At 32.5% G+C, this 21,394-nt stretch carries 17 protein-coding genes; 8 read left to right on the forward strand and 9 right to left on the reverse strand.

Annotated elements, in window-relative coordinates; all coding sequences use genetic code 11:
• Positions 1 to 86: 86 nt before the first annotated feature.
• The 4 genes from H5J24_RS15900 to H5J24_RS26380 form a co-directional block, all read right to left on the reverse strand.
• On the reverse strand, positions 87 to 701 hold the full coding sequence (locus H5J24_RS15900; protein WP_068941979.1) for a hypothetical protein: 615 nt from the start codon (positions 699 to 701) through the stop codon (positions 87 to 89).
• A 678-nt stretch (positions 702 to 1,379) separates the two neighbouring features.
• Positions 1,380 to 5,306, reverse strand: a complete 3,927-nt coding sequence (locus H5J24_RS15905; RefSeq protein WP_232815668.1) for a hypothetical protein — start codon at positions 5,304 to 5,306, stop codon at positions 1,380 to 1,382.
• Positions 5,307 to 5,430: 124 nt separating this feature from the next.
• Positions 5,431 to 5,664 (reverse strand): hypothetical protein, encoded by a 234-nt coding sequence (locus tag H5J24_RS15910; protein ID WP_232815669.1) that lies wholly within the window; start codon positions 5,662 to 5,664, stop codon positions 5,431 to 5,433.
• Complete coding sequence (locus tag H5J24_RS26380) at positions 5,621 to 6,040, reverse strand: hypothetical protein (RefSeq protein ID WP_488153964.1); 420 nt, start codon at positions 6,038 to 6,040, stop codon at positions 5,621 to 5,623. The genes H5J24_RS15910 and H5J24_RS26380 overlap by 44 nt, the downstream gene beginning before the upstream one ends.
• 1,013 nt (positions 6,041 to 7,053) lie before the next feature.
• On the opposite strand from H5J24_RS26380, the gene H5J24_RS15915 reads away from it, so the two are divergent.
• The 6 genes from H5J24_RS15915 to H5J24_RS15940 all read left to right on the forward strand — a co-directional run bounded on the left by H5J24_RS15915 (position 7,054) and on the right by H5J24_RS15940 (position 13,651).
• Positions 7,054 to 8,622, forward strand: a complete 1,569-nt coding sequence (locus H5J24_RS15915; protein WP_068941974.1) for a helix-turn-helix domain-containing protein — start codon at positions 7,054 to 7,056, stop codon at positions 8,620 to 8,622.
• A gap of 201 nt (positions 8,623 to 8,823) precedes the next feature.
• Positions 8,824 to 9,192: a helix-turn-helix domain-containing protein gene (locus H5J24_RS15920; RefSeq protein WP_068941972.1), complete on the forward strand. Its 369-nt coding sequence runs from the start codon at positions 8,824 to 8,826 to the stop codon at positions 9,190 to 9,192.
• A gap of 156 nt (positions 9,193 to 9,348) precedes the next feature.
• Complete coding sequence (locus H5J24_RS15925) at positions 9,349 to 12,255, forward strand: hypothetical protein (RefSeq protein ID WP_068941971.1); 2,907 nt, start codon at positions 9,349 to 9,351, stop codon at positions 12,253 to 12,255.
• Between the two features lie 22 nt (positions 12,256 to 12,277).
• The gene (locus H5J24_RS15930) at positions 12,278 to 12,826 is read left to right on the forward strand and encodes a hypothetical protein (protein WP_068941970.1); all 549 of its coding nucleotides are present in this window, start codon (positions 12,278 to 12,280) and stop codon (positions 12,824 to 12,826) included.
• Between the two features lie 71 nt (positions 12,827 to 12,897).
• Positions 12,898 to 13,344 carry a helix-turn-helix domain-containing protein gene (locus tag H5J24_RS15935; RefSeq protein ID WP_068941968.1) on the forward strand — a complete coding sequence of 149 codons (447 nt, stop codon included), beginning with the start codon at positions 12,898 to 12,900 and terminating at the stop codon, positions 13,342 to 13,344.
• A 61-nt stretch (positions 13,345 to 13,405) separates the two neighbouring features.
• The gene (locus H5J24_RS15940) at positions 13,406 to 13,651 is read left to right on the forward strand and encodes a helix-turn-helix domain-containing protein (RefSeq protein WP_315093463.1); all 246 of its coding nucleotides are present in this window, start codon (positions 13,406 to 13,408) and stop codon (positions 13,649 to 13,651) included.
• Between the two features lie 225 nt (positions 13,652 to 13,876).
• On the opposite strand, the gene H5J24_RS15945 is transcribed toward H5J24_RS15940, so the two are convergent.
• The 5 genes from H5J24_RS15945 to H5J24_RS15965 all read right to left on the reverse strand — a co-directional run bounded on the left by H5J24_RS15945 (position 13,877) and on the right by H5J24_RS15965 (position 17,846).
• Positions 13,877 to 14,242, reverse strand: a complete 366-nt coding sequence (locus H5J24_RS15945; RefSeq protein WP_232815670.1) for a hypothetical protein — start codon at positions 14,240 to 14,242, stop codon at positions 13,877 to 13,879.
• 321 nt (positions 14,243 to 14,563) lie between these two features.
• Complete coding sequence (locus H5J24_RS15950; protein WP_232815671.1) at positions 14,564 to 15,301, reverse strand: zinc-dependent metalloprotease; 738 nt, start codon at positions 15,299 to 15,301, stop codon at positions 14,564 to 14,566.
• 97 nt (positions 15,302 to 15,398) lie between these two features.
• Positions 15,399 to 15,707 (reverse strand): helix-turn-helix domain-containing protein, encoded by a 309-nt coding sequence (locus tag H5J24_RS15955; RefSeq protein WP_228407599.1) that lies wholly within the window; start codon positions 15,705 to 15,707, stop codon positions 15,399 to 15,401.
• 10 nt (positions 15,708 to 15,717) lie between these two features.
• A complete protein-coding gene (locus tag H5J24_RS15960; RefSeq protein ID WP_315093468.1) occupies positions 15,718 to 16,032 on the reverse strand; it encodes a hypothetical protein in 315 nt (104 codons plus the stop codon).
• Between the two features lie 578 nt (positions 16,033 to 16,610).
• Complete coding sequence (locus H5J24_RS15965) at positions 16,611 to 17,846, reverse strand: hypothetical protein (protein WP_232815672.1); 1,236 nt, start codon at positions 17,844 to 17,846, stop codon at positions 16,611 to 16,613.
• Positions 17,847 to 18,533: 687 nt separating this feature from the next.
• Between H5J24_RS15965 and H5J24_RS15970 the strand changes: the two genes are divergently transcribed.
• On the forward strand, positions 18,534 to 19,871 hold the full coding sequence (locus H5J24_RS15970) for a transcriptional regulator (protein WP_167386980.1): 1,338 nt from the start codon (positions 18,534 to 18,536) through the stop codon (positions 19,869 to 19,871).
• A gap of 341 nt (positions 19,872 to 20,212) precedes the next feature.
• On the forward strand, positions 20,213 to 21,031 hold the full coding sequence (locus H5J24_RS15975) for an AraC family transcriptional regulator (RefSeq protein ID WP_232815673.1): 819 nt from the start codon (positions 20,213 to 20,215) through the stop codon (positions 21,029 to 21,031).
• Positions 21,032 to 21,394: the final 363 nt, after the last annotated feature.

A 21,394-nucleotide genomic window follows, 5' to 3' on the forward strand; every position in this document is an offset into this window, starting at 1 on the left:
TTTTTAGAGATAAGGAATCAATATTATTTTATATGATTATATTTATCCGTTTTGTTAAAAAAAGTAGGTTTTGTATATTGAAATAATCAATAATCAATACAATACCAGTTATTTCCATCACTTTGTATTGTAATTCTATCAGCAAAACCTTTTGTTCCTCCAACTGAATTTCCAATTTTATAAACACTATTAGAAGAGCGAACTGTCCCATCATCATCTTTTGCGTAAATTACCGGAATACTTAAAGCGAGTCCATATTCATTAGTATCAGGATACGCTCCACTATGACCATTCAATCCCCCATTTAAAGAGGTTATTTTATAGATGCGTCCTTTACAAGTGGATGGATCAGGAATTGTGAAAATTACATGACTGGCCGCATCTTGTGAAAGACCATTGAAAATAACTGAATAATCTCTATCTGTAAGAGTATAATTTTTATCTGTAACCACTACTGGCATAGATAATGATCCATTCAACTGTAATATACTATTGGGGGCAATTGTACCTATACCAAAGTTTCCGTTTGATGTAATCACAATATCATTGACCTGCTGTGATAAAGTTGGAACATCTGTTATGTTGTTATCTTTTCCAGCATCAATATGAAATGCTTCTTGAGGATTCTGTGTATTAATCCCGATCTGTGCATGCAATGAATAGAATATTAGCAAAGAAAATAAAAAAAGTGTTTTTTTCATAATTTATATTTATAAGTAAAAAATATTAAAGTTTATTACAATATATTGATTAGTAGAAAATATTAACATATTATAGTTTTAAGCTAAAATTATTATACAATAATGCATTTGTAAATTGAAATTTCCTCGAAAAACATGAATAATGTTTTTAGAAATATTTAAGGCCTCTTCAATAGTTATCTCCCCTACATTTATATCTATGTTATCCAATATTTCATTCATCAATTCAAATTTATTGTCCGTATTTAATTATTATAAAGTCAAGACAGTGTGAAAACAGAACAAAGGACTCTTTTATTAAGCTGCTTTTTAATAGTAAAAATCCTTTTACTTAAAACTGTTTAATTTTTGTATTTCTACTGATCTATTCCTTAGTATAAAAGATAATATCATAAGTGTTATGATCTATAATTATTAAACTTATATATCCATGTTCAAGACATATCTCTATGACACTCTCACCATGTTTTTGTTCTTTGAGAACCCCAAAAACCTAATTACATGAACACAACTCTTTTTTAAATGGATACATTTTTAGGAAGTTTATAGGAGACCTAAGAAATTACCTATTTAAAATTGTTCATATTCAAAAAAGTTACAGATTTATAATATTTGTATCCTGCTTTCTGAAACTTTTTCCAATTAATAGTCCAATATGTATATTTTTAAAATCATCTATTAGTAAGTTCTTATTGGTAGCGAAGGGTTTATCATGCTTGGAACATTATTGCAGTTAACGATAATAACCGTAATAGCCGTTCTTTTACTTTCGCAATTATTAATAGTTTGACTTGCAAAGTACGTCTCTCCATTTAAAATTGTAGTATTAGATGGCAACTCAGCAGTTGATAAATTATTAGGATACCATTTTATATTGTTTCCAGAGATAGAAATATCTCCTATTGTATTGGTCTCTTTTTTGCAAACGTTAGAGGTAGCGATAGGCGGATCTGTTTTTTTAATAATATTAACCTCATCGGACACAGTGCAAGAAATAGCTGCACCATTGGTATAAGAAACCTCTACTTTGTAAGTACCATAACCAAAAAGACGGATATCTACTGAAGAAGCTGTACTTATTGGGGTAGATGAGTCATAATTGCTGTCATTTAGTTTGTACCAACTATAAATTGTTGTACTATTTCCATAAAATGCAGATGTAGAAAGTGTATAAGTACTAGCATCTGTATTATCTATTACATGGCATTGCCAATCCGGACCTAACCCTTGAAAAACACCCGGATCGTAAGGATCATAGGTAATATTGTTATTATTTTGGTTGGCAATAGTACTTTGTGAGCCAAAATGCAGGGGTTGCCCCGAAGCATTGATATCTTTTAGGTTACCAAAATTAAAATTAGTATTGCCTCCGGTTACATTAATGTTAGCTCTTGTACCTGAAGTACTACTTTGTACATAAGTTACTGTACACGGCGTGCCTCCCAATATCCAGCTTTCTGTTGTTTGGGTATTAGCCATTTGTAGTGTATAAGTTCTTCCAGTACTGAAAACCAGCTCTTTGAATTGGTTATCTCCATATACAGCGCCATCACCTTTAAACTCTACCTTGTTAAAATAAACCTTTCCACTGTGATTTCCCCCTAAAGTTCCGCCTCCATTCGAAGTGGCATTCTCAAAAGTTACATTGTAAAACGTCTGTCCCTCGTAAGTTAGCAATCCATGAAAATAATTATCATTATTTGCTTTATCGAAAACGGTAAAATGAATATGGGAAGTCCCTGCATTTAGGGTAATATATGATGAATTGGTATTGAAAGTTGATGCATAATCCGTCATATAAACATTAGAACTACCCAGATTTAAGGTTTGTGGTTTTGTCCCGTTATTTGCATAATAATGCTTTGTCGTAAGACTATAACCATTGGTATTAAACGTTCCCGTTTGATGCCAGATGGCATAGCTGGCAATAAAAGCATCAGTAAGACTGATGGAGTTTTCTTCCTCTAAAAAGATATTCGAATTTCCCATAATAACACCATTGCTGGTAATGGTTTTAGCTTCGCCGGTATGGCGGTAGTAGATGTTAGTTATATTTACAACAGGCATCCCGCTCTGCCATACACTGGAACCGTAGATATTTAAAGTTTGTAACCCACTCTGGGTAAATGTAGGAGCTACTGAACTGCCCGAAAAGGTAATATTGTGGGTATAGGATATATTATCTACCGTTACCTTTTTGCTACTTGCCGTAAAACCGGAGCCTCCATCAAAAAAGGTATTATCTCCCGGTCCGGGTACACAATAGCCTCCTGTACCGCCAGTGGTTTGCGACCAGTGGGATTTATCGTTCCAGTTACCACTACCTCCAACCCAGTACAGGTTTTGCCCAGTATAGGGAGGAAACGTCCAACCCGTATTGTTGCCGTTATTTACCGAATTATTAGCCACAAAACTAGCTCCTCCAGATGAATTTAAATCTTTCATTATAGCACCCCGTACATCTATGGTAACGCCTGCCGCCGCTACTATATTGGCTTGGGTGTCCGAAGTTCCAGAACTGATGGTAGACCACCCTCCACATTGTGGTGTATTGGCAGAAAACAAAGAAGTAATGATTTGTGTATTTCCTGCAGGAAAAGTATAAGTTCTTCCAGCACTGAAAACCAGCTCTTTGAATTGGTTATCTCCATATACAGCGCCATCACCTTTAAACTCTACCTTGTTAAAATAAACCTTTCCACTGTGATTTCCCCCTAAAGTTCCGCCTCCATTCGAAGTGGCATTCTCAAAAGTTACATTGTAAAACGTCTGTCCCTCGTAAGTTAGCAATCCATGAAAATAATTATCATTATTTGCTTTATCGAAAACGGTAAAATGAATATGGGAAGTCCCTGCATTTAGGGTAATATATGATGAATTGGTATTGAAAGTTGATGCATAATCCGTCATATAAACATTAGAACTACCCAGATTTAAGGTTTGTGGTTTTGTCCCGTTATTTGCATAATAATGCTTTGTCGTAAGACTATAACCATTGGTATTAAACGTTCCCGTTTGATGCCAGATGGCATAGCTGGCAATAAAAGCATCAGTAAGACTGATGGAGTTTTCTTCCTCTAAAAAGATATTCGAATTTCCCATAATAACACCATTGCTGGTAATGGTTTTAGCTTCGCCGGTATGGCGGTAGTAGATGTTAGTTATATTTACAACAGGCATCACGCTCTGCCATACACTGGAACCGTAGATATTTAAAGTTTGTAACCCACTCTGGGTAAATGTAGGAGCTACTGAACTGCCCGAAAAGGTAATATTGTGGGTATAGGATATATTATCTACCGTTACCTTTTTGCTACTTGCCGTAAAACCGGAGCCTCCATCAAAAAAGGTATTATCTCCCGGTCCGGGTACACAATAGCCTCCTGTACCGCCAGTGGTTTGCGACCAGTGGGATTTATCGTTCCAGTTACCACTACCTCCAACCCAGTACAGGTTTTGCCCAGTATAGGGAGGAAACGTCCAACCCGTATTGTTGCCGTTATTTACCGAATTATTAGCCACAAAATTAGCTCCTCCAGATGAATTTAAATCTTTCATTATAGCACCCCGTACATCTATGGTAACGCCTGCCGCCGCTACTATATTGGCTTGGGTGTCCGAAGTTCCAGAACTGATGGTAGACCACCCTCCACATTGTGGTGTATTGGCAGAAAACAAAGAAGTAATGGTTTGTGTATTTCCTGCAGGAAAAGTATAAGTTCTTCCAGCACTGAAAACCAGCTCTTTGAATTGGTTATCTCCATATACAGCGCCATCACCTTTAAACTCTACCTTGTTAAAATAAACCTTTCCACTGTGATTTCCCCCTAAAGTTCCGCCTCCATTCGAAGTGGCATTCTCAAAAGTTACATTGTAGAACGTCTGTCCCCCGTAAGTTAGCAATCCATGAAAATAATTATCATTATTTGCTTTATCGAAAACGGTAAAATGAATATGGGAAGTCCCTGCATTTAGGGTAATATATGATGAATTGGTATTGAAAGTTGATGCATAATCCGTCATATAAACATTAGAACTACCCAGATTTAAGGTTTGTGGTTTTGTCCCGTTATTTGCATAATAATGCTTTGTCGTAAGACTATAACCATTGGTATTAAACGTTCCCGTTTGATGCCAGATGGCATAGCTGGCAATAAAAGCATCAGTAAGACTGATGGAGTTTTCTTCCTCTAAAAAGATATTCGAATTTCCCGTAATAACACCATTGCTGGTAATGGTTTTAGCTTCGCCGGTATGGCGGTAGTAGATGTTAGCTATATTTACAACAGGCATCCCGCTCTGCCATACACTGGAACCGTAGATATTTAAAGTTTGTAACCCACTCTGGGTAAATGTAGGAGCTACTGAACTGCCCGAAAAGGTAATATTGTGTACATTTCCTGTAACATCTAAAGTTACCGTCTTGCTGCTTGCTATAAAACCGGAGCCTCCATCAAAGAAGGTATTATCTCCCGGTCCGGGAACCACACTGGGATAGGTTGTTCCGCCCGATGTAGTGCGCCAGTGATTGATATCGCTCCAGGCTCCAGAGCCGCCAACCCAATAATAATTTGCTGCGAATACTTTAGTAAATGACAGTAGCAAGAATAAAAATATTGAGATTGTTTTTATTATTTTTTTTTGTAACATAGTTATAATCTTGACAAATAAATCAACTTATGGTAGGCAGATGATTATAGTTAAAACGAAAGAAATTGTTAATCGATTATTATTTTACTACAAAAACAACATTCATATAGGTAGGCTTACTAGTATCTGCCGTACTTAGGATATTATAGGTAAGTACCCCATTTGCGTCAATCGCAACATTATTAAAAATAGTATTATCATACCAAGTAACATAATATTCAAGTTCATTTGCTGCAAATGTTTGAATAGCACCTAATGCACCTGTACTACTAGCCATAGGCGAGGTGAACTGGTTCTTGTAATTTGTATACAAGTTTATAGACCCTGCAGATACACTGGTATTGATCGGAATTGAGGGCGAATAGAAAAAAACGTGGTGCGTTTATTAGTAGTGGTTCCCACTTATCTGTAGTATTTTTCCAAAACCAATATCCAACAGATGTTATATCTTTCGTAGTCGCTGTAGAAGCCGATGTACTATAAATAAGAGTACCAATCTTTATTCCAGAAATACTTATGGCCTCTATTTGATCGCCTGTTAATCTCGGAATTGCAACTCCTGCTTTAGTTCCAGAAGCATAATTTGATGGCAAATCTATATCCAAGGTTGCTTGTGGAGATTCAGTATTAATACCTATTTGTGCTTTGTAACTTTGCAGAAATAAAAATACTAAACCTACGCAAAAAATCTTTTTTTATTCATTGTGATTTTTATTTATTTTTTATAATGTTTTGTTATGAGATGACTAAGAAGGGATATATTTATTAGAAAACCTTTTATGGGTATCACGTAGATTATGGTATCTTAAAATAGGTTTTAGAAATGTGGTCTTCTTTATCTCATTTATATTTAACCAAAAGATTAATAGCCCAATACCTACTTTTCTATCACCATTACAGTATTCAGGCAAAACTAAAGTATGCGTTGAAAACTGACCAAAGATACGGGAGGACAGCATACAAAACAGAGTAAGATTAGTATTCTCTTCATTTGCATATAGTTTTTTAAATTATATTAATCGGAATGTTAAAAGAAGGATCCGCTTAAACAAATTGTTGATGCAAATTTAGTAAGACTAGTAATTTATTTTGAAAATAGGGTTTTGAATTTGAATAATTCAAAAAAAAAATAAATTTAAAATATTAATAATCAGCAATTTGTAAATACACCCAGTAAGTTCTTTTATATAATCTGAGTTTGACATACTGATTATTTTTTTAAGATCAATAAACCTCATTGTCCTTGAAGACTTCACCTTTTGCAAACAGTTAATAAATACCAAATACATCAAAGTTAAAAAGAAGAAATCTTCAATTCATTTGGGATTAGCATATACACAAGGCTTTACTAGCGTTATACTTTCCAAAGAAAAAAATAGAAAATGTTTAAGCAAATGCATTATATTACTTTTGAAATTGAAAATAATGATAAAACTATTAATGACAAAAATTAGATTAATAATTAAATCCACTTTTGCTATAACCATAAGAATTTGTAAGAAAAACAAAATATTTCAGTCCATTTTTTATTAATGTATTATAAACTTATAAAACTAAATCAAATACACTTCTAAAATAGCTCATATATTTACCTTTTCTACTAGAGAATAGAATTGATAGAAAATAATTCATAATTTCTGTATTTTTGGAAACTAAATCAATAGTAGGCAGTTATTATTCATTTGAAACAAATTCAATATTTATGAGCAAAAGATTTCTATATATTTTTTTTATTTATTTTATCTTTTGGGGATCTGCGTACTCTCAAGATGCTTTATTTAAGAAGCTTGCTCCCATTCTAAACAAAGAAAGATCTTTAGGGCCTGAAAAAGCATTTAAGTTAGCAAATAATATAGAGGATACCACTCGTTCCTCTTATATAAAAGCTTATATTTATGATTACAAAGCCAATATCTATACCGATATAGACGACCTGAAAAATAGCATTATATATAAAAGAAAAGCTCAAAAACTATATGAGATGAATAACGACTTCTTCAGAATAGCTAGCTGCCAGGGAGCTATTGGAGAAAGATACAGTATTCTGGGATTGCACGAACAAGCAAGTGAGCAGTATCATCTTGTACTTACTACAGCAAAGAGGATCCAAAATAAATCCCAAAAAGACATCTTATTAGTTACTGCTATGAACGCAATAGCAGATATAAAATATGAGCAAAAAAATTATAATGCCTCTATATCTTTTTATAAAAAGGCGCTTAATATGACCTCTAAACTAAAGCCTGACAGTATTCAGCAATTTCCTGTGATGATTATCAATATGGGATTAGCCAATAACTATAAAGACCTCTCACAATTTGAACTATCAGAGAAACATTACAATAGAATGATTTATCTGGCAAAAAAACTAAAATCTGATGTTAATATAATTGAAGGATTAGGTCAGAAAGCAATTCTATATAATAAAATGGGAAAGTACACAGAAGCCATACATCTATGTGACTCAATGTCTCAAATGCCTTTTACGAAAAACTCGGTAGAAGTAAAAAAGAATATATATGAAGTATTATCTAATGCATATCTTGGTCTTAATGATGCAGTAAATGCTAAAAAGTATAAAGAATTGTACGATAATGGAAAAACAGAAACCGATAAATTAAAAAAAGCCAGCATAGATGAATCCATAAACCAAATCGTTAATACAAAATCTACACAGATTAAAGAAAATGAAAGAAAAAGTTCAACAATAATTATAATGATTATTACATCAGTCTGTATTATCATTTCTTTATTAATCTATCTATTCCAACGTAATAAGCGAATTAAAGAAAAGCAAGCTTTTGATCATTTTGTATTGATATATAAAGAAAGAGAGAAAACTCTGGAAAGAACTATTGTGAAAGAAGGAATTCTTAAGGAACAAAGTTCAATTACAAAACAAAAATATGAAGGTGGTATTACTGAAAGTAAAGAAAATGAAATACTGAAAGCCCTGCAGCGGTTCGAAAAAGAAAAAGGATATCTTGATCCAAATATTTCTTTATCAGTTCTGTCAGCAACACTTAGTACTAACAATTCTTATTTATCAGAAGTTATAAATAAACACCATGGCAAGAACTTCAATACCTATATTAATGAATTAAGAATATTTTACATTATAGATAAATTAAACAACAATTCTAAGTATAGAAATTATAAAATAAGTACATTAGCAGAAGAAAGCGGATTCATCTCCCATTCTGCTTTTACAATAGTATTTAAAAAAGTTACAGGTACTTCTCCATCATTTTATATTAAAAACATACAATAATGCAGTAGCCTGATTTACAAAATTTTAAATTTCTAATACTTTTTAATTCATCAATTTCAAAAGCCTATTTTTTTTACAAGTTTTAAAGACCTTTAAATTTGCATAGTCCTTTCCTTATTGTTTCCGGGCCTATTATGCTCCCTTTTCTCCTCTAAAAATTATTAGCAAAACAATAAGAGCTAAAATATTCAAGGTCAAAACATGAAAAAAAAAGCAATTTTACAAAAATTAAAAGAATTTGAGAAAGAAGAACGTTATCTGGATAAAAATATGTCATTATCCGCGTTATCATATTCACTAAATACCAATAATACTTATCTTTCAGAATTAATAAATAAAGATTTTAATAAAAACTTCAGTACTTATATCAATGAGCTCAGGGTTGGTTATATTATTAAAAAGTTGAATCAAAATCCCAAATACAGAAATTATAAAATAAGTACTTTAGCTGACGAATCAGGCTTTACTTCACACTCTGCTTTTAGCATTGTTTTTAAAAAAACAATCGGTTTGCCTCCCTCGGATTATATAAAAACCCTTGACAAAAACGTTTTACAAAACATTAATTAACAACACTTTATATCTATTTTTTTTTTGAATTATTCAAATTCAAAAACCTATTTTAAAAATGAATTAGTAGGCTTTCTAAATTTGCAAAACCAATTTATTTAAACGGATCTGCCTTTTTACACTCCGATTAAAAATAACCTTTAAAACCATAAGCAAATGAAGAAAATACTAATTTTTACTCTATTTTGTATACTGCCCTCCTGTATCTTTGGTCAGTTTACAACAAACACTCCCTCTATTACTCCTGAATATTGTAATGGCGATGGAAAAGTAGGTATTGGTATTGCCAGTGCTACGATAGGCTCTACTTTTGACTATCTGCTCCAAAGATTGTCCGGTTCCGGAACATTTAATGACAGAACCGGATCTCTGGGTATTACAAATCAGACAACGTTTACGCTTACACAGACCAATTTACCCGCTGGAAGCTATACGATTAGAATCAGAGAAAATGTAGCCGGTAATCTTACCACTAAAAATGTCTCTTTTACTATCACGAATAACTATACAGCCTTACAATTCAACAATATTGTTTCCTATACCTGCTCAGGAAACATAACCGTCAATGTAACACAGGGACAACCTTCCACATACGAATTGAGAAACCCCACTAATGGTGCGGTAGTCGTACCTGCTCAAAGTTCAAATTCTTTTACAGGTCTGGCTGCAGGCAATTATAATGTAGCGGTAACTGATCAATGCGGTAATACTAAAGTAGTCGGAGCTACTATAACTGATACAAACACAGACTTATACTTCAATTTTAGCAGTCAGGATCTGACCGGCTTTAATTATCTGTATGACTGCAGCCATATTCTTCATAAAATTGACATGAGAAGGTTGGGTTCTATAATAACGGTTCCCAATTATAAATATCCTATAAACATTACTTATGAAATCAATATTCAGGACGGTTCTCCTACAGGAATTACTTATATCAGAAATTATATACTAAACAGTTCTGCTGACAATGGTAAGATAGTACAAGATATCCCTTATATCTATGGTAAGTCATTTACCGTAAAAAAGACATTAACAGATGCCTGCGGAATTACAAAAAACTACCAATCAACATATAATAACCCATTGATTTCAATGGATGTAAAGAAATCAGCGGCTTCCTGTGGAAACGGATTTATCACGATCAACAACATTATGTATGCTACTCCTAATTACAGCCTAGAATTTATTTCCTATCCTGCAGGATTCCAGCCATGGAATTACAATACCAACTTTAGCAATGGCTCATATATAGCATCTATTTCAGGAACATCACCAATAACAATCAACATAGGTAGCAATACCAATCCGGTGCCTTCCGGAAATTATACAATAAGGCTTAAAGATTCTTGCGGAAATGCAGTTGAAAAAACAGTAAATATTGTAACTGGTCTTGTTATGAACAGGTATTATGCGCCAGGTTGCGGAAGTACTACAGGATCTGTTACTTTATTTCCTGTAGATGCTGCAAATTCAACAAGTAATACTCCAAGTGCAACGCCAACAGGAATAAAAATTATTAGTGGGCCTGTTGCTTTTTCTTCAACATATCCGAAATCTTTTGGTTCTGAAGTTGTTGCCCCTAACAATCAAATTTATCTTGGAAACTTACCTCCGGGAACCTATAATGTTGAAATCCCTACAACTTGTGGATTAAACATAACAGGTAGTTTTGTAATTTCAGGAGCTGCTTACAGCTTTAGTCATTCTACTCAGAACAGCTGTTCTTCTTTCAATTACAATGTGTCGTTGAGTAGTAATAATACAAATAGTGCTTCCATTACACTGCAAAAGCTAAACAGTACCAATAATACGTGGCAAACTGTTCAGACAGCTACAGCTAATATATCCGGAAATATTTCAACAACATTTTCCAATATTCAATCTGGAGGAGACTTTAGAACCCTGTTGCAATATTATACCTATGAAACAGGTAAAGCATCTACAAAAATATGTACAGAAACACTGGATACTTTTACAGCTATTCCAGGTGGGTTAACCTTAAGTGATTATTATGTATTCACTTGCCCAGACGGTACTTACAATCTTGTACTATATGCGCAGGGAATCACACCACTAAAATATAAACTTATTGAAAAAGACGGTATTCCTATAAATATAGACAACAACACCAATCCAGTTTTTACAAATTTAAGTGCAGGGAAATATAAGGCTCAGGTAATTGATAACTGTGGTAATACAATTAATGTTAATGTCCTGATATCAGAAAATAAACTCCCTAAAATTAAATCAGGTAAGCTGTGCCAAGGACAGCCAGGCAATCTGATTTTAGAAGGTATGTCTTTTGCTACAGTACAATGGTATAAAAATGGAACTAATACAGGAGTTACTGGAGTTCAGTATCCTTTTAATCCTTTTAATTCTGCAACAGATACTGCATTATATGAGGCAAAGATTAGCTATCCTGGTTCTTGTATCGATACTTCTGTATTTTTAGATCTTAATTCTATGAGTATCAACTCCCCAAATGCAGGAACAGGCCAAACTGTAACTCTTAGTATCAATAACCTTACAGGACCCGTTGACCTTTTCTCTTATCTCAATGCTCCTTATAATACAAACGGTATCTGGACCGACAACAACAATACCGGTTATCTTATTGAAAACAAATGGTATGCTCAATATGCTACAGAAGGAACTTATACATTTGATTATACAGTAAACGGCTTATGTAATAATACAGCAAAAACTACAGTAACAATTATTCTTAATTCAGCCTGTTATAAGCCCGCTGTAACCAACGGAACTTCCATCCCTACGAGTTTTGGTATTACTTCTCTGGGAAGAGCAGGAACAAACCAGGATAACTGGCCAATGATAAGACAAAGCGGTTTCATTGTATTAGAATCTAAAACAAAGGGATTTGTTATCAACAGGCTCAACACATTACAGATTAATGCTATTACAGCTGCAGGCAATGCTGTAGAAGGAATGATGATATATGATACAGATGAAAACTGCCTTAAAATTTACGTTGAGGATCCTAATAATGCAGCCAATAGTAAATGGAAATGCTTTAATAAACCAGGCTGCCCTGACTAACAAATAAAACAAAAAAAATACAATGAAAAATATAATTCTGACAGCGATCCTATCTATTATTCCTTCTATTATCAATTCTCAAGTTATTATAGGAAAAGGAAAAGCAGCCGTAACAAATCCATCTGTTTCTTTAGAGTTTGGAGATGTTCCCTCACCAAGTTCAGGCAATATAAACAGAGGTATTGTATTACCTTATGTAACCAGTGCTAATGCTGATTTAAATTCTGTTAATGGAACATTGATATTTGATCCCATTGAAAAAAAAGTAAAAATTAAACAGGCGAACTCATGGTTTGATTTATCCTACGGTGCTAGTACTGTGAATAGTATAGATACAAGTATTCAAACCAATAAAACTGAAAACACAAATGCCAAAGTTTCTATTGGAACTCCATCTTCCACCCCGGGAATCCTGGTTTTAGAGGATGTTAACAAGGCAATGCTATTGCCACGTATTACAGATCCTCATATAACGATCATTAATCCTGCACCGGGAATGATAGTTTATGATAAAATAAGAAAGCTGTTACTAGTCTTTAATGGCACCGAGTGGAGCTTTTGGAAATCCTAATTAGAACCTAAAAAGGAAAGCTGGCTATATTTACTTATTCAGCTTTCCTTTTAAAAATGTCACTACTATAAATGTCAAATCATACATTTAAAAAAATTCATATTGGTTCTTTAGTTAAGCAAAGGGTTATGGAACTCGGAAAAGAAATGGAAATGTCCCGTATTTGCAATTTTTTAAACTGTAAAGAATCTGATGTACTGGATATGTATGAGTCTGAAAGTTTAGACTCAAAAATATTATTACGATGGTGTAAATTATTAGAATATGATTTTTTCAGAATATATTCGCAACATCTTATTCTATATTCTCCAAAATCATCTAACAATATTCATTATCATAAAAAAGCAACAAATTTACCTGTTTTTCGTAAAAATATTTACACCCGGGAAATTATTGACTTCATTATTGAACTAATACAGTCAGGTAAAAAGGACCGAAAACAAATCATTGAAGAGTATAGAATTCCGAAGACAACCCTGTATAAATGGCTCGATAAATATAAACACAATGACACCTAATTACAAACAAATATATATAGATTTTCTGGATAGTAAGAAACCAGAAAAAAAATCTTACTGCATGAGTATTTTGAGCAAGACTGAAATTTCTGCTCTCGATATCATTGACCTTAACAAGATTATCTTTGGAAACAACAAAGATGATATTATTGACAGACAAAGACATAAAGCTTATGATAAAAAAACAATTTTTAAAATTTTGGATTATCAAAAGAAACAGCATCTCAATAACAAACAGCTGGCAACTCACTTTAAATTAAGTAGAAATACTGTGGCTAAATGGAAGAAAATATTTTTGGTTAAATAAAAAGAGAGAAAATTTTCTCTCTTTTTATTTAAAAATCAGCTACCTAATCTGAATTAGTCAATACTTAATCTGACAGTTACGATCAAATTGAATAACTTTAAAATAGATTAAGTATTATGACAACAAAAGATCATCAAAAACAAGTTAGGCGTACTTGAATTAGAACCATCATATCCTTAACTCCTAACGGTTAGATTAATTCTTGGCTATTGGAATTTTTATCAATTAATTGATAATCTTTTCTATTTTTAGAGAAGAAGTTCTATCATTAAACTGGCAGCTTGTATTATTTGTAACCGTAAATAATTCACCAGAAAAATTGTTACCATCATAAAGGCTTACCTTATATCCACTCGCAGGTCTTATACTTGATATATCATTATCTTTTATTCCCGCGTTTATTAAATCTTGTGTGGTGTACGCTCCTTCAGCCAATGATTTCCAATATCCTGAACCATTATAATTACAACTCTGAAAGAAAAGAACTGACTTTGCCGGATCAATGACCTGATTGTTAAGAAAGTTAAAATACAGTATAGATTCTAAAAGAACTCCATTATTCTGTAATAATCGAATTTTATACTCATACATTGTGCTTCCTTTTACAAAAAGTTCATCTACCGGAATTTCTCCATAGATGGTATTGCCATTAACATTTACAGGCCATACAATAGAATTGTAATCTTTATTAACACCAACTGCATTTTCAGTGTTTGGATCAAGCCATAAAAGTGCCTTGGAAACTGGGATAGAGCTTGTAAAATTTCCGTTAACAATTATTTTTTTCAGTATTGGATCATAGGAAAGCTTAGCATTAATAGTATAAGAACCTTTATCATAATAAGAAATTCCGGGAATAACCTGAGGTTGAAATATTTCATTCTTATCCAGAATAGCAGCGCTACCTTGTAGTTAAAAAGTTGGTTTTCTTCCAAACGTACCATTTCCCCCTCCCATCAGAGCAGTTCCTAAAACATTTTTTTCAGATACTTTTTCTGAATTATGCGGTAATCCAAGACCATGTCCCAATTCATGAAGCATTCCTCCAATATAACTAGAAGTTGTAGTAGCTATTTCGGAAACTTTAATATTAGGATTATCTACAGCAAAACAAATCCCCTTTAAAGCACCATCGGTAAACCCATAAAATGGCTGACGTCCTCCATCTTTTCTCTGTGGCAGAATTATCAAATTATGATAATTACTTGAAAATTCTGATGAATGCTGTGTTTTGTATTGATTAATTTCCGCGAGGATTTTGCTGCTGCTACCATAATCGTAAGCTGCCTGTCCTTCATTACCTTTAATGGTAATGATATTTACCTTTCCAGTAAGAGCATTTAATGGTAAACCAAAGGTTTTATCTCCGTACCCATTTCTATTCATTTCATTCTTTATCCAGGTTTGAAAATAAATAAGCAGCTCAGACAGTCTTTCCTGATATCCTTCAACTTCAGGGTTATCATTGGGTACGAAATAAATAATGTTCAGGTTTTTTTCGTTGGTGACAAAATCAGAGTTGATATTCATCCTGGAAAACGACGGATCCATTTTAGTTTCAATATTCTTCTCCTGCTGAACCAAATCATCTGAGGTACAAGAGGTCAATAAATAGATAAGTGATAAACTTAAGATTTTTAATAATTTCATAAAAGTTTTTAATTAATGATTTATATTTTAGTAAGTGGTAAAGAAGATTACATACACTGAACATATAAGTTAATGTATCGTTTATATCTGAATAGCGTTATCTCACTCTAAATATTTTTTTCCACCTAGCCACAGTATTTCTACTTAATTTAAAGTGAGCCGCCAGCTGCGTATTATTAAGTTTCCTCTTCTTTTGATATGTTAAGATATATGTTATATCTGTGGTACTAAATGAACGGTTCTTCAGGCTGTCTTTTTCATAACCAAAAATAATCGTGTTGATTCTAATTACATCTAAAGAAGTTACTTTTTTCTTTTGGAAAAAAAATTCGCATTGCTTCATTTTCTCTGGACTCTTAGTTTGAATATAATCAAAGTAAATCTTTTGATAATCAGGACTCTTCATAAGATTCATTTTATAACTTTTTGTTCGAATATTTTTCTATCCATTTATAAAGTGTCGTTTTAGGGATGCCATAATCGTCAAGTACCTGTTTTTTAGTTTTTTCACCGTTGATGATCATTTCCAATATAAATGCTATGATTTCTTTACTGTAAATATTCTTTCTGAATCGAGGAAGTAAAGCTCCATCACCAGATTTATTCAATGATATTGAAGATGGCGGAGAAAATAAAATAACATGATGTGAATAGATCCTGAAAAAATCATATTCCAGCAGTTTACACCATCGTATCAGAACTTCTGTGTCGAGACTTTTTTCAGTGTACATCCGTTCAATATCTTCTGGTTTTACATCTAAGAAATTTATTATACGTGATATTTCTATATTGCATTCCAAAACACGGGTCTTTATTAGAGACCCAATGTGTATATCTTTAAAATTCATACAGAATTAATTATTTAACAAAACCCAGCCCGTTGATTTGCATCCGTAAAAATTATCCTCAACAAAAATAACCTGGCCTCTGTTATTATTATCACATATATTACCCGATAATGTGGAGGAGGGTGCACTGATCTTTATACCACCATTGACCTGAAGTTTTGCACTAGTGGTATTGGTCTCAAAGTTGTCTATATCAATACCCACCTGTCCGTTTTTTAGTATTGTAAAAGCATCACTTCTGGTAACATCAAAACTACTATTATTAAAGATTTTGTCATAATTATAATTTTGAGATGCTCTTCCATTTCCAAGATTAAATAAACGATCTTTAGAATTAACCGGATTGTTAATAGATGATGTACCGAAAAATGTATAAGCATCAGGATATTGAGGGGTATAAAGAGTTCCGAAAAGGCCAAAAGAAACTTCACCTACTGACTGAGCTGCATTACCTATTCCCCCTACAACTGAATAACTTCCAGTTGATGCATTTCCTCTCCCCCTATTACAGAACCATAATGCGCGTTGATAATTTTGTTGAACTGTCCCCCTGCGATCACCCCATTTCCTGCTCCTTGTGGATAAGTAGTAGGAGAACCAGCCAATTTTATAAAATTTCTATCACCACCTCCAATAAATGAATTATAAGCATTAATTTCATTACCTGAGCCTCCAGCAATGCTGTTATGTCCAATCCAGATTTCATCGTATGGTGCCACATCCGGTTTGATTTTATTAGCAGCCCCTCCAGAAATTGTATTAGCCCGTCCTTCAGTTATTAAGTTATTATGACCTCCTAATATTGAATTATGAGAAGAAAAGTCACTACCTGCTATCTTATTAACAGCCCCACCTAGTATGGTATTACCTACCCCACTATAAGTTGTGGGATTTAAGTTTGGAGTACCACTATAAGTTATCTCATTACTAATTCCAGCCAAAATTGATGAATTAGCCGCAATATTAATCTTATTGTTTGTGCCACCTAATATACTGGAATTATCTGCCTGTGCATAATTAAGCTTTCCAAAAGCTAAAGAATTAGTTTGAGTTGCCTGTGATTCTTCCCCAAATGCAAAAGAGTTTACTCCAACTGATCTGGTTTTCTTTCCTCCAGCAAAAGTTGAGTTTCCCGCAGCTTCAGTACTAGTACCTAATGCTGTGGTAGTATTTCCTCGTGAAATGGTATTAAAACCTGCAGCAAAAGAATAATCACCTGTAGCTCCATTAGACGCATAAAGTTGATCACTATAAGATATATCAACTGCATTATTCCCAATCGCTCCATATTTTTGAATGTCTGCGTCAATAAATCTTATCCCTGATTTTCCAGCCTGAACAATTCTTTCAAATGCTGTTGGCTCCATTCTTCTCCAATATTGCTGAAATGGACCAGATCCACCATAAGTATAGCGGTAGAATCCGGGCTGTGTAATCTTACTGATAACAAAATCTGAGTTAGAAGGTGTATCTGTTGCAAATACAATTAAGGAATGTTGTTCACTGCCAAGCTTATTCTGATTTGTCATTGCAAAAATTTCAGCAGAGGTGAGCCTTGGTACCAGCAAGCCTTTTGCTGTGCCATTACTTTGTGCAACAATGTCCAAACTTGCCTGTGGATTAGATGTGTTAATACCCATCTGACCGGATAAGCCCGTTATACAAAACAAGCAAAGTGAAACATAATTTTTTTTCATTTTTTTATACTAAATAACTATTTATTATATGAGGTAAATCAGGATTCATCATCCGTCACTTGAAAATTGAAGATAGGTAAGGAAAAATCTGGTGAAACATATAGTATAAGAATTTACACCTCCATTATTATCCATCCAAAAAATCCAATTAAAAGTTTCTTGCGGATATCCAGTATTTATTTCAACTTATAAATTAAGAACCCTTAGAAATTTTCTTTCTATCATAATTAGGTGTTATTAATTTATACCAGCGATTCCACTGCAAATATATTGGGTAAATAATTAGTATAAGCCTTCAAAACGCCATGTAAGTATCAATTAAGTATGTCTACTTAGGTACTTATTATGTTTAATTTCATTCTAAAACCTCAAATTTGTGAACCGCTTTATAATTTTATAAGTATATTATTAAGTAATATCAACTGCTAAGAATACATCTTTATACAAAAGGATAAAAAAACTAATATTAACAAAAAACACTTCAATATTATTATGCAATCAATTGTTATTACAGAAAAAAATATAATAACAATTCAAAAAAAACATAAATTATTATTATACCCTATGTATATTTGCATCTTCTTAAAGCACACCATGTATATAATTATTTCAAAAGTCAGTATTTTTATAATATGGCTGTTACCATTTTGGGTTTTTGCGCAAAATTCAGATCAATTTGATCCCGTTTTGCAAAAAGAACTAAATAACGCAAAAACTAAAGCAACAGAGAACCCTAAACAGGGTATTAATGAGCTTGACAACGTAATATCTAAGGCAGAGAAGACCCATAATATATATTATAAAATGCTGGCCTACTGTGATAAAACTTTTTTTTACACAGATCTTAATGACTTTAAAAATGTCTTAAAATCAGCAGATAGCACCATAATATTAGCTCAAAAACTAAGTGCTTATGAAAAAGAAATTGAAGCTACAGTAAAAAAGTCATGGGCTTTGATGCATCTTGGTTTAATCAATGAAGCCGAAGCACAGCTTAAAAATTCTTATCCTCTTCTATCGAAACTCAATACAAATAGTGACTACCATTTAGCAATCATTGGAAACTACTGGAATACCTATCATGAATTCTATAATGTTCAGGCTAAGGATGCTGATGCTATAAAAAAAGGACTTAAAGCACTGGAATACTATTCTAAAATAAAAGACAGAGAGGATAGAAACAGACGCTTAATTCAATCTTATACCAGCCTAGGGTCAAGCTATCTGTTTGAAAAAAAAGCAGACTCCGCATTACATTATTTTCAGACCGCAAATAATTTATTTTCTTATAATAAATATAAGGATAAGAAAGCATTAGCCATTATCTATTCCGGATCGGGTATGGCCTACAATATGCGAAGGGAATACCAAAAGGCTTTACCATTTCTCCTGCAAGGACTAAAAATCAGTAAGGATAATTATCCTGATATCTATACAGAAACATTGAACCAGCTTAACATCAATTTTAAAGCTAACAATAACAATACTGCTGATAATCCTTACTATAAAGAATTTCTGCGTATAAAAAATGAAAACGAAAAGAAAAATAAACTTACATCAGAAGAGATTCAGGAGATAAAAGACAATAATAACTCAAATCTGCCAACTATTAAAATTATACAGCTTTTTATCATAAGTTTTATCATTATACTGAGCCTTATTATTTACATTGGAATTAATCAATACAATAAACAGAAAGAGCAAAGTAAAAATATCGTTGATGAAAAGTCTTCCCATGACTTTAATGAGATCATTAAGCTAGCTAAAACGAATGATTCAGCATTTATAACAAGATTTCAAGAAATTTATCCTGATTTTTATGGGACATTAACCAAACAATACCCTCTATTAACACCAACTCATATAAAAATATTGTCATATTCTTATCTTAATTATACTACAAAAGATATCGCTGTTTTTATGAGCGTAAGTGTAAGAACAGTGCAAACCCATAAATATAGAATTAGAAAGATCATCAATATTAATTCTGAACAGGATATCATTGAATGGACAAAACAAATATGAGTAAATTATTGCTGTGAAATATCAATTAAATCCGGGCTTGGAAATTAGTATTCCAACAGATCAGAGAGTATTCAAATAATAGTTTTATAGTATTTCCGAAAAATTATCTTAATCTCCTGTTAATTACGTCCTGTTAATTAACGCTATTATAATTTTAGAAACAACAAAATTGCACAGATAGGGATATAATAATATTTTTTTAGAAACTTAATTTAAATAATTATCAATCTATAGTCATCATTATAGCTTACAAACATAGACTCGTATTAATTTATAAATATTGCTGCATAATTGGAAAATATAAAAAATATAGAATTTGAAAACGTAAGAGCACCTTACGGTTGCCAGATATTACAACTATCTCATTTTTTAAAATACTTCCTCGGTTCCAGCAATATGGAAAAAAGGAAAGAATAAATTTTTTTATTTTCATTGTAGTCACCAAAGGTAAAGGAAAGCATTATGTAGATTTTAAGGAATATTTACTTGAGGAGGGAAGTATTTTATTCATTGCTCCCGGCCAGATTCATCAATATGAAAAAGAGCCGCAATATGAAGGGCAGATGTTGATATTTAATCAACAATTTTTTAGTAGGCAAATAGAAGAATTTAAATTATATCAACCTTCTGAATTGAATGTATCTCAGGATATGTTATTAATCCCAGATAAAGTTACTTTTAATCAAATATTAACAATACTAGCAATATTAAATTCTGAAATCACCTCTCCCTTTAATTTTTTAAAAGAGAAAGCCATTCAAAAACTAATCGGTATATTTTTGCTATATACACAACGCAAAAATAAAGATGAAGATAACGGCAATGTTTACAACAATAGTTCAACACCCAATCTCTCACAATATTTAATATTTAAACAGTTATTGGAAAAACATTTTAAACAAGAACGAAGCGTAGCTTTTTATGCAGCCAATATGGCTATGACAAGCAAAACATTGAACAGAATTATTAAATATAATATTCAAAAAACAGCAAAGGAAGCTATAGATGAAAGAGTCATTATTGAAATAAAGCGACTTTTGCTATTTGAAAAAATGAGTATAAAACAGATCGCCTATGAATTGAATTTCATTGAACCATCAAATTTAATTAAGTACTTTAAAAAACATACCGGTCAGACTCCATCTTCTTTTAAAAATTAATTTCCCTTTTTTACAGTTTATTGTCCATTTTTAACCTTTCGCACAAAAAGAATATACCCTAATATTGCAGTAAATAACAAAGGGAAACAATCATTCAAACCACTATTTGATTACTGGCTTAAAATCTAAAAAATAAGCTACTCTTTTGCTTAAAAGGTAAAAACACAAAGAATGCTGTCTGCTATTATGCAGGCAGCAATTTTAGATAACTCATAATATAAAAGATCTGATCCACGCAAACAATACAAATTATGGAAATTACTACTCTTTTTGACTTATGTGGATAAATGGCACGCAGTATTCCTCTGGAATGACAAAAAATGAGATTCTGGAAAAATGTGATCACATTAGATACCAATACTA

Origin of the sequence: Chryseobacterium capnotolerans (assembly GCF_021278965.1) — a bacterium.
GTDB classification, from domain to species: domain Bacteria; phylum Bacteroidota; class Bacteroidia; order Flavobacteriales; family Weeksellaceae; genus Chryseobacterium; species Chryseobacterium capnotolerans.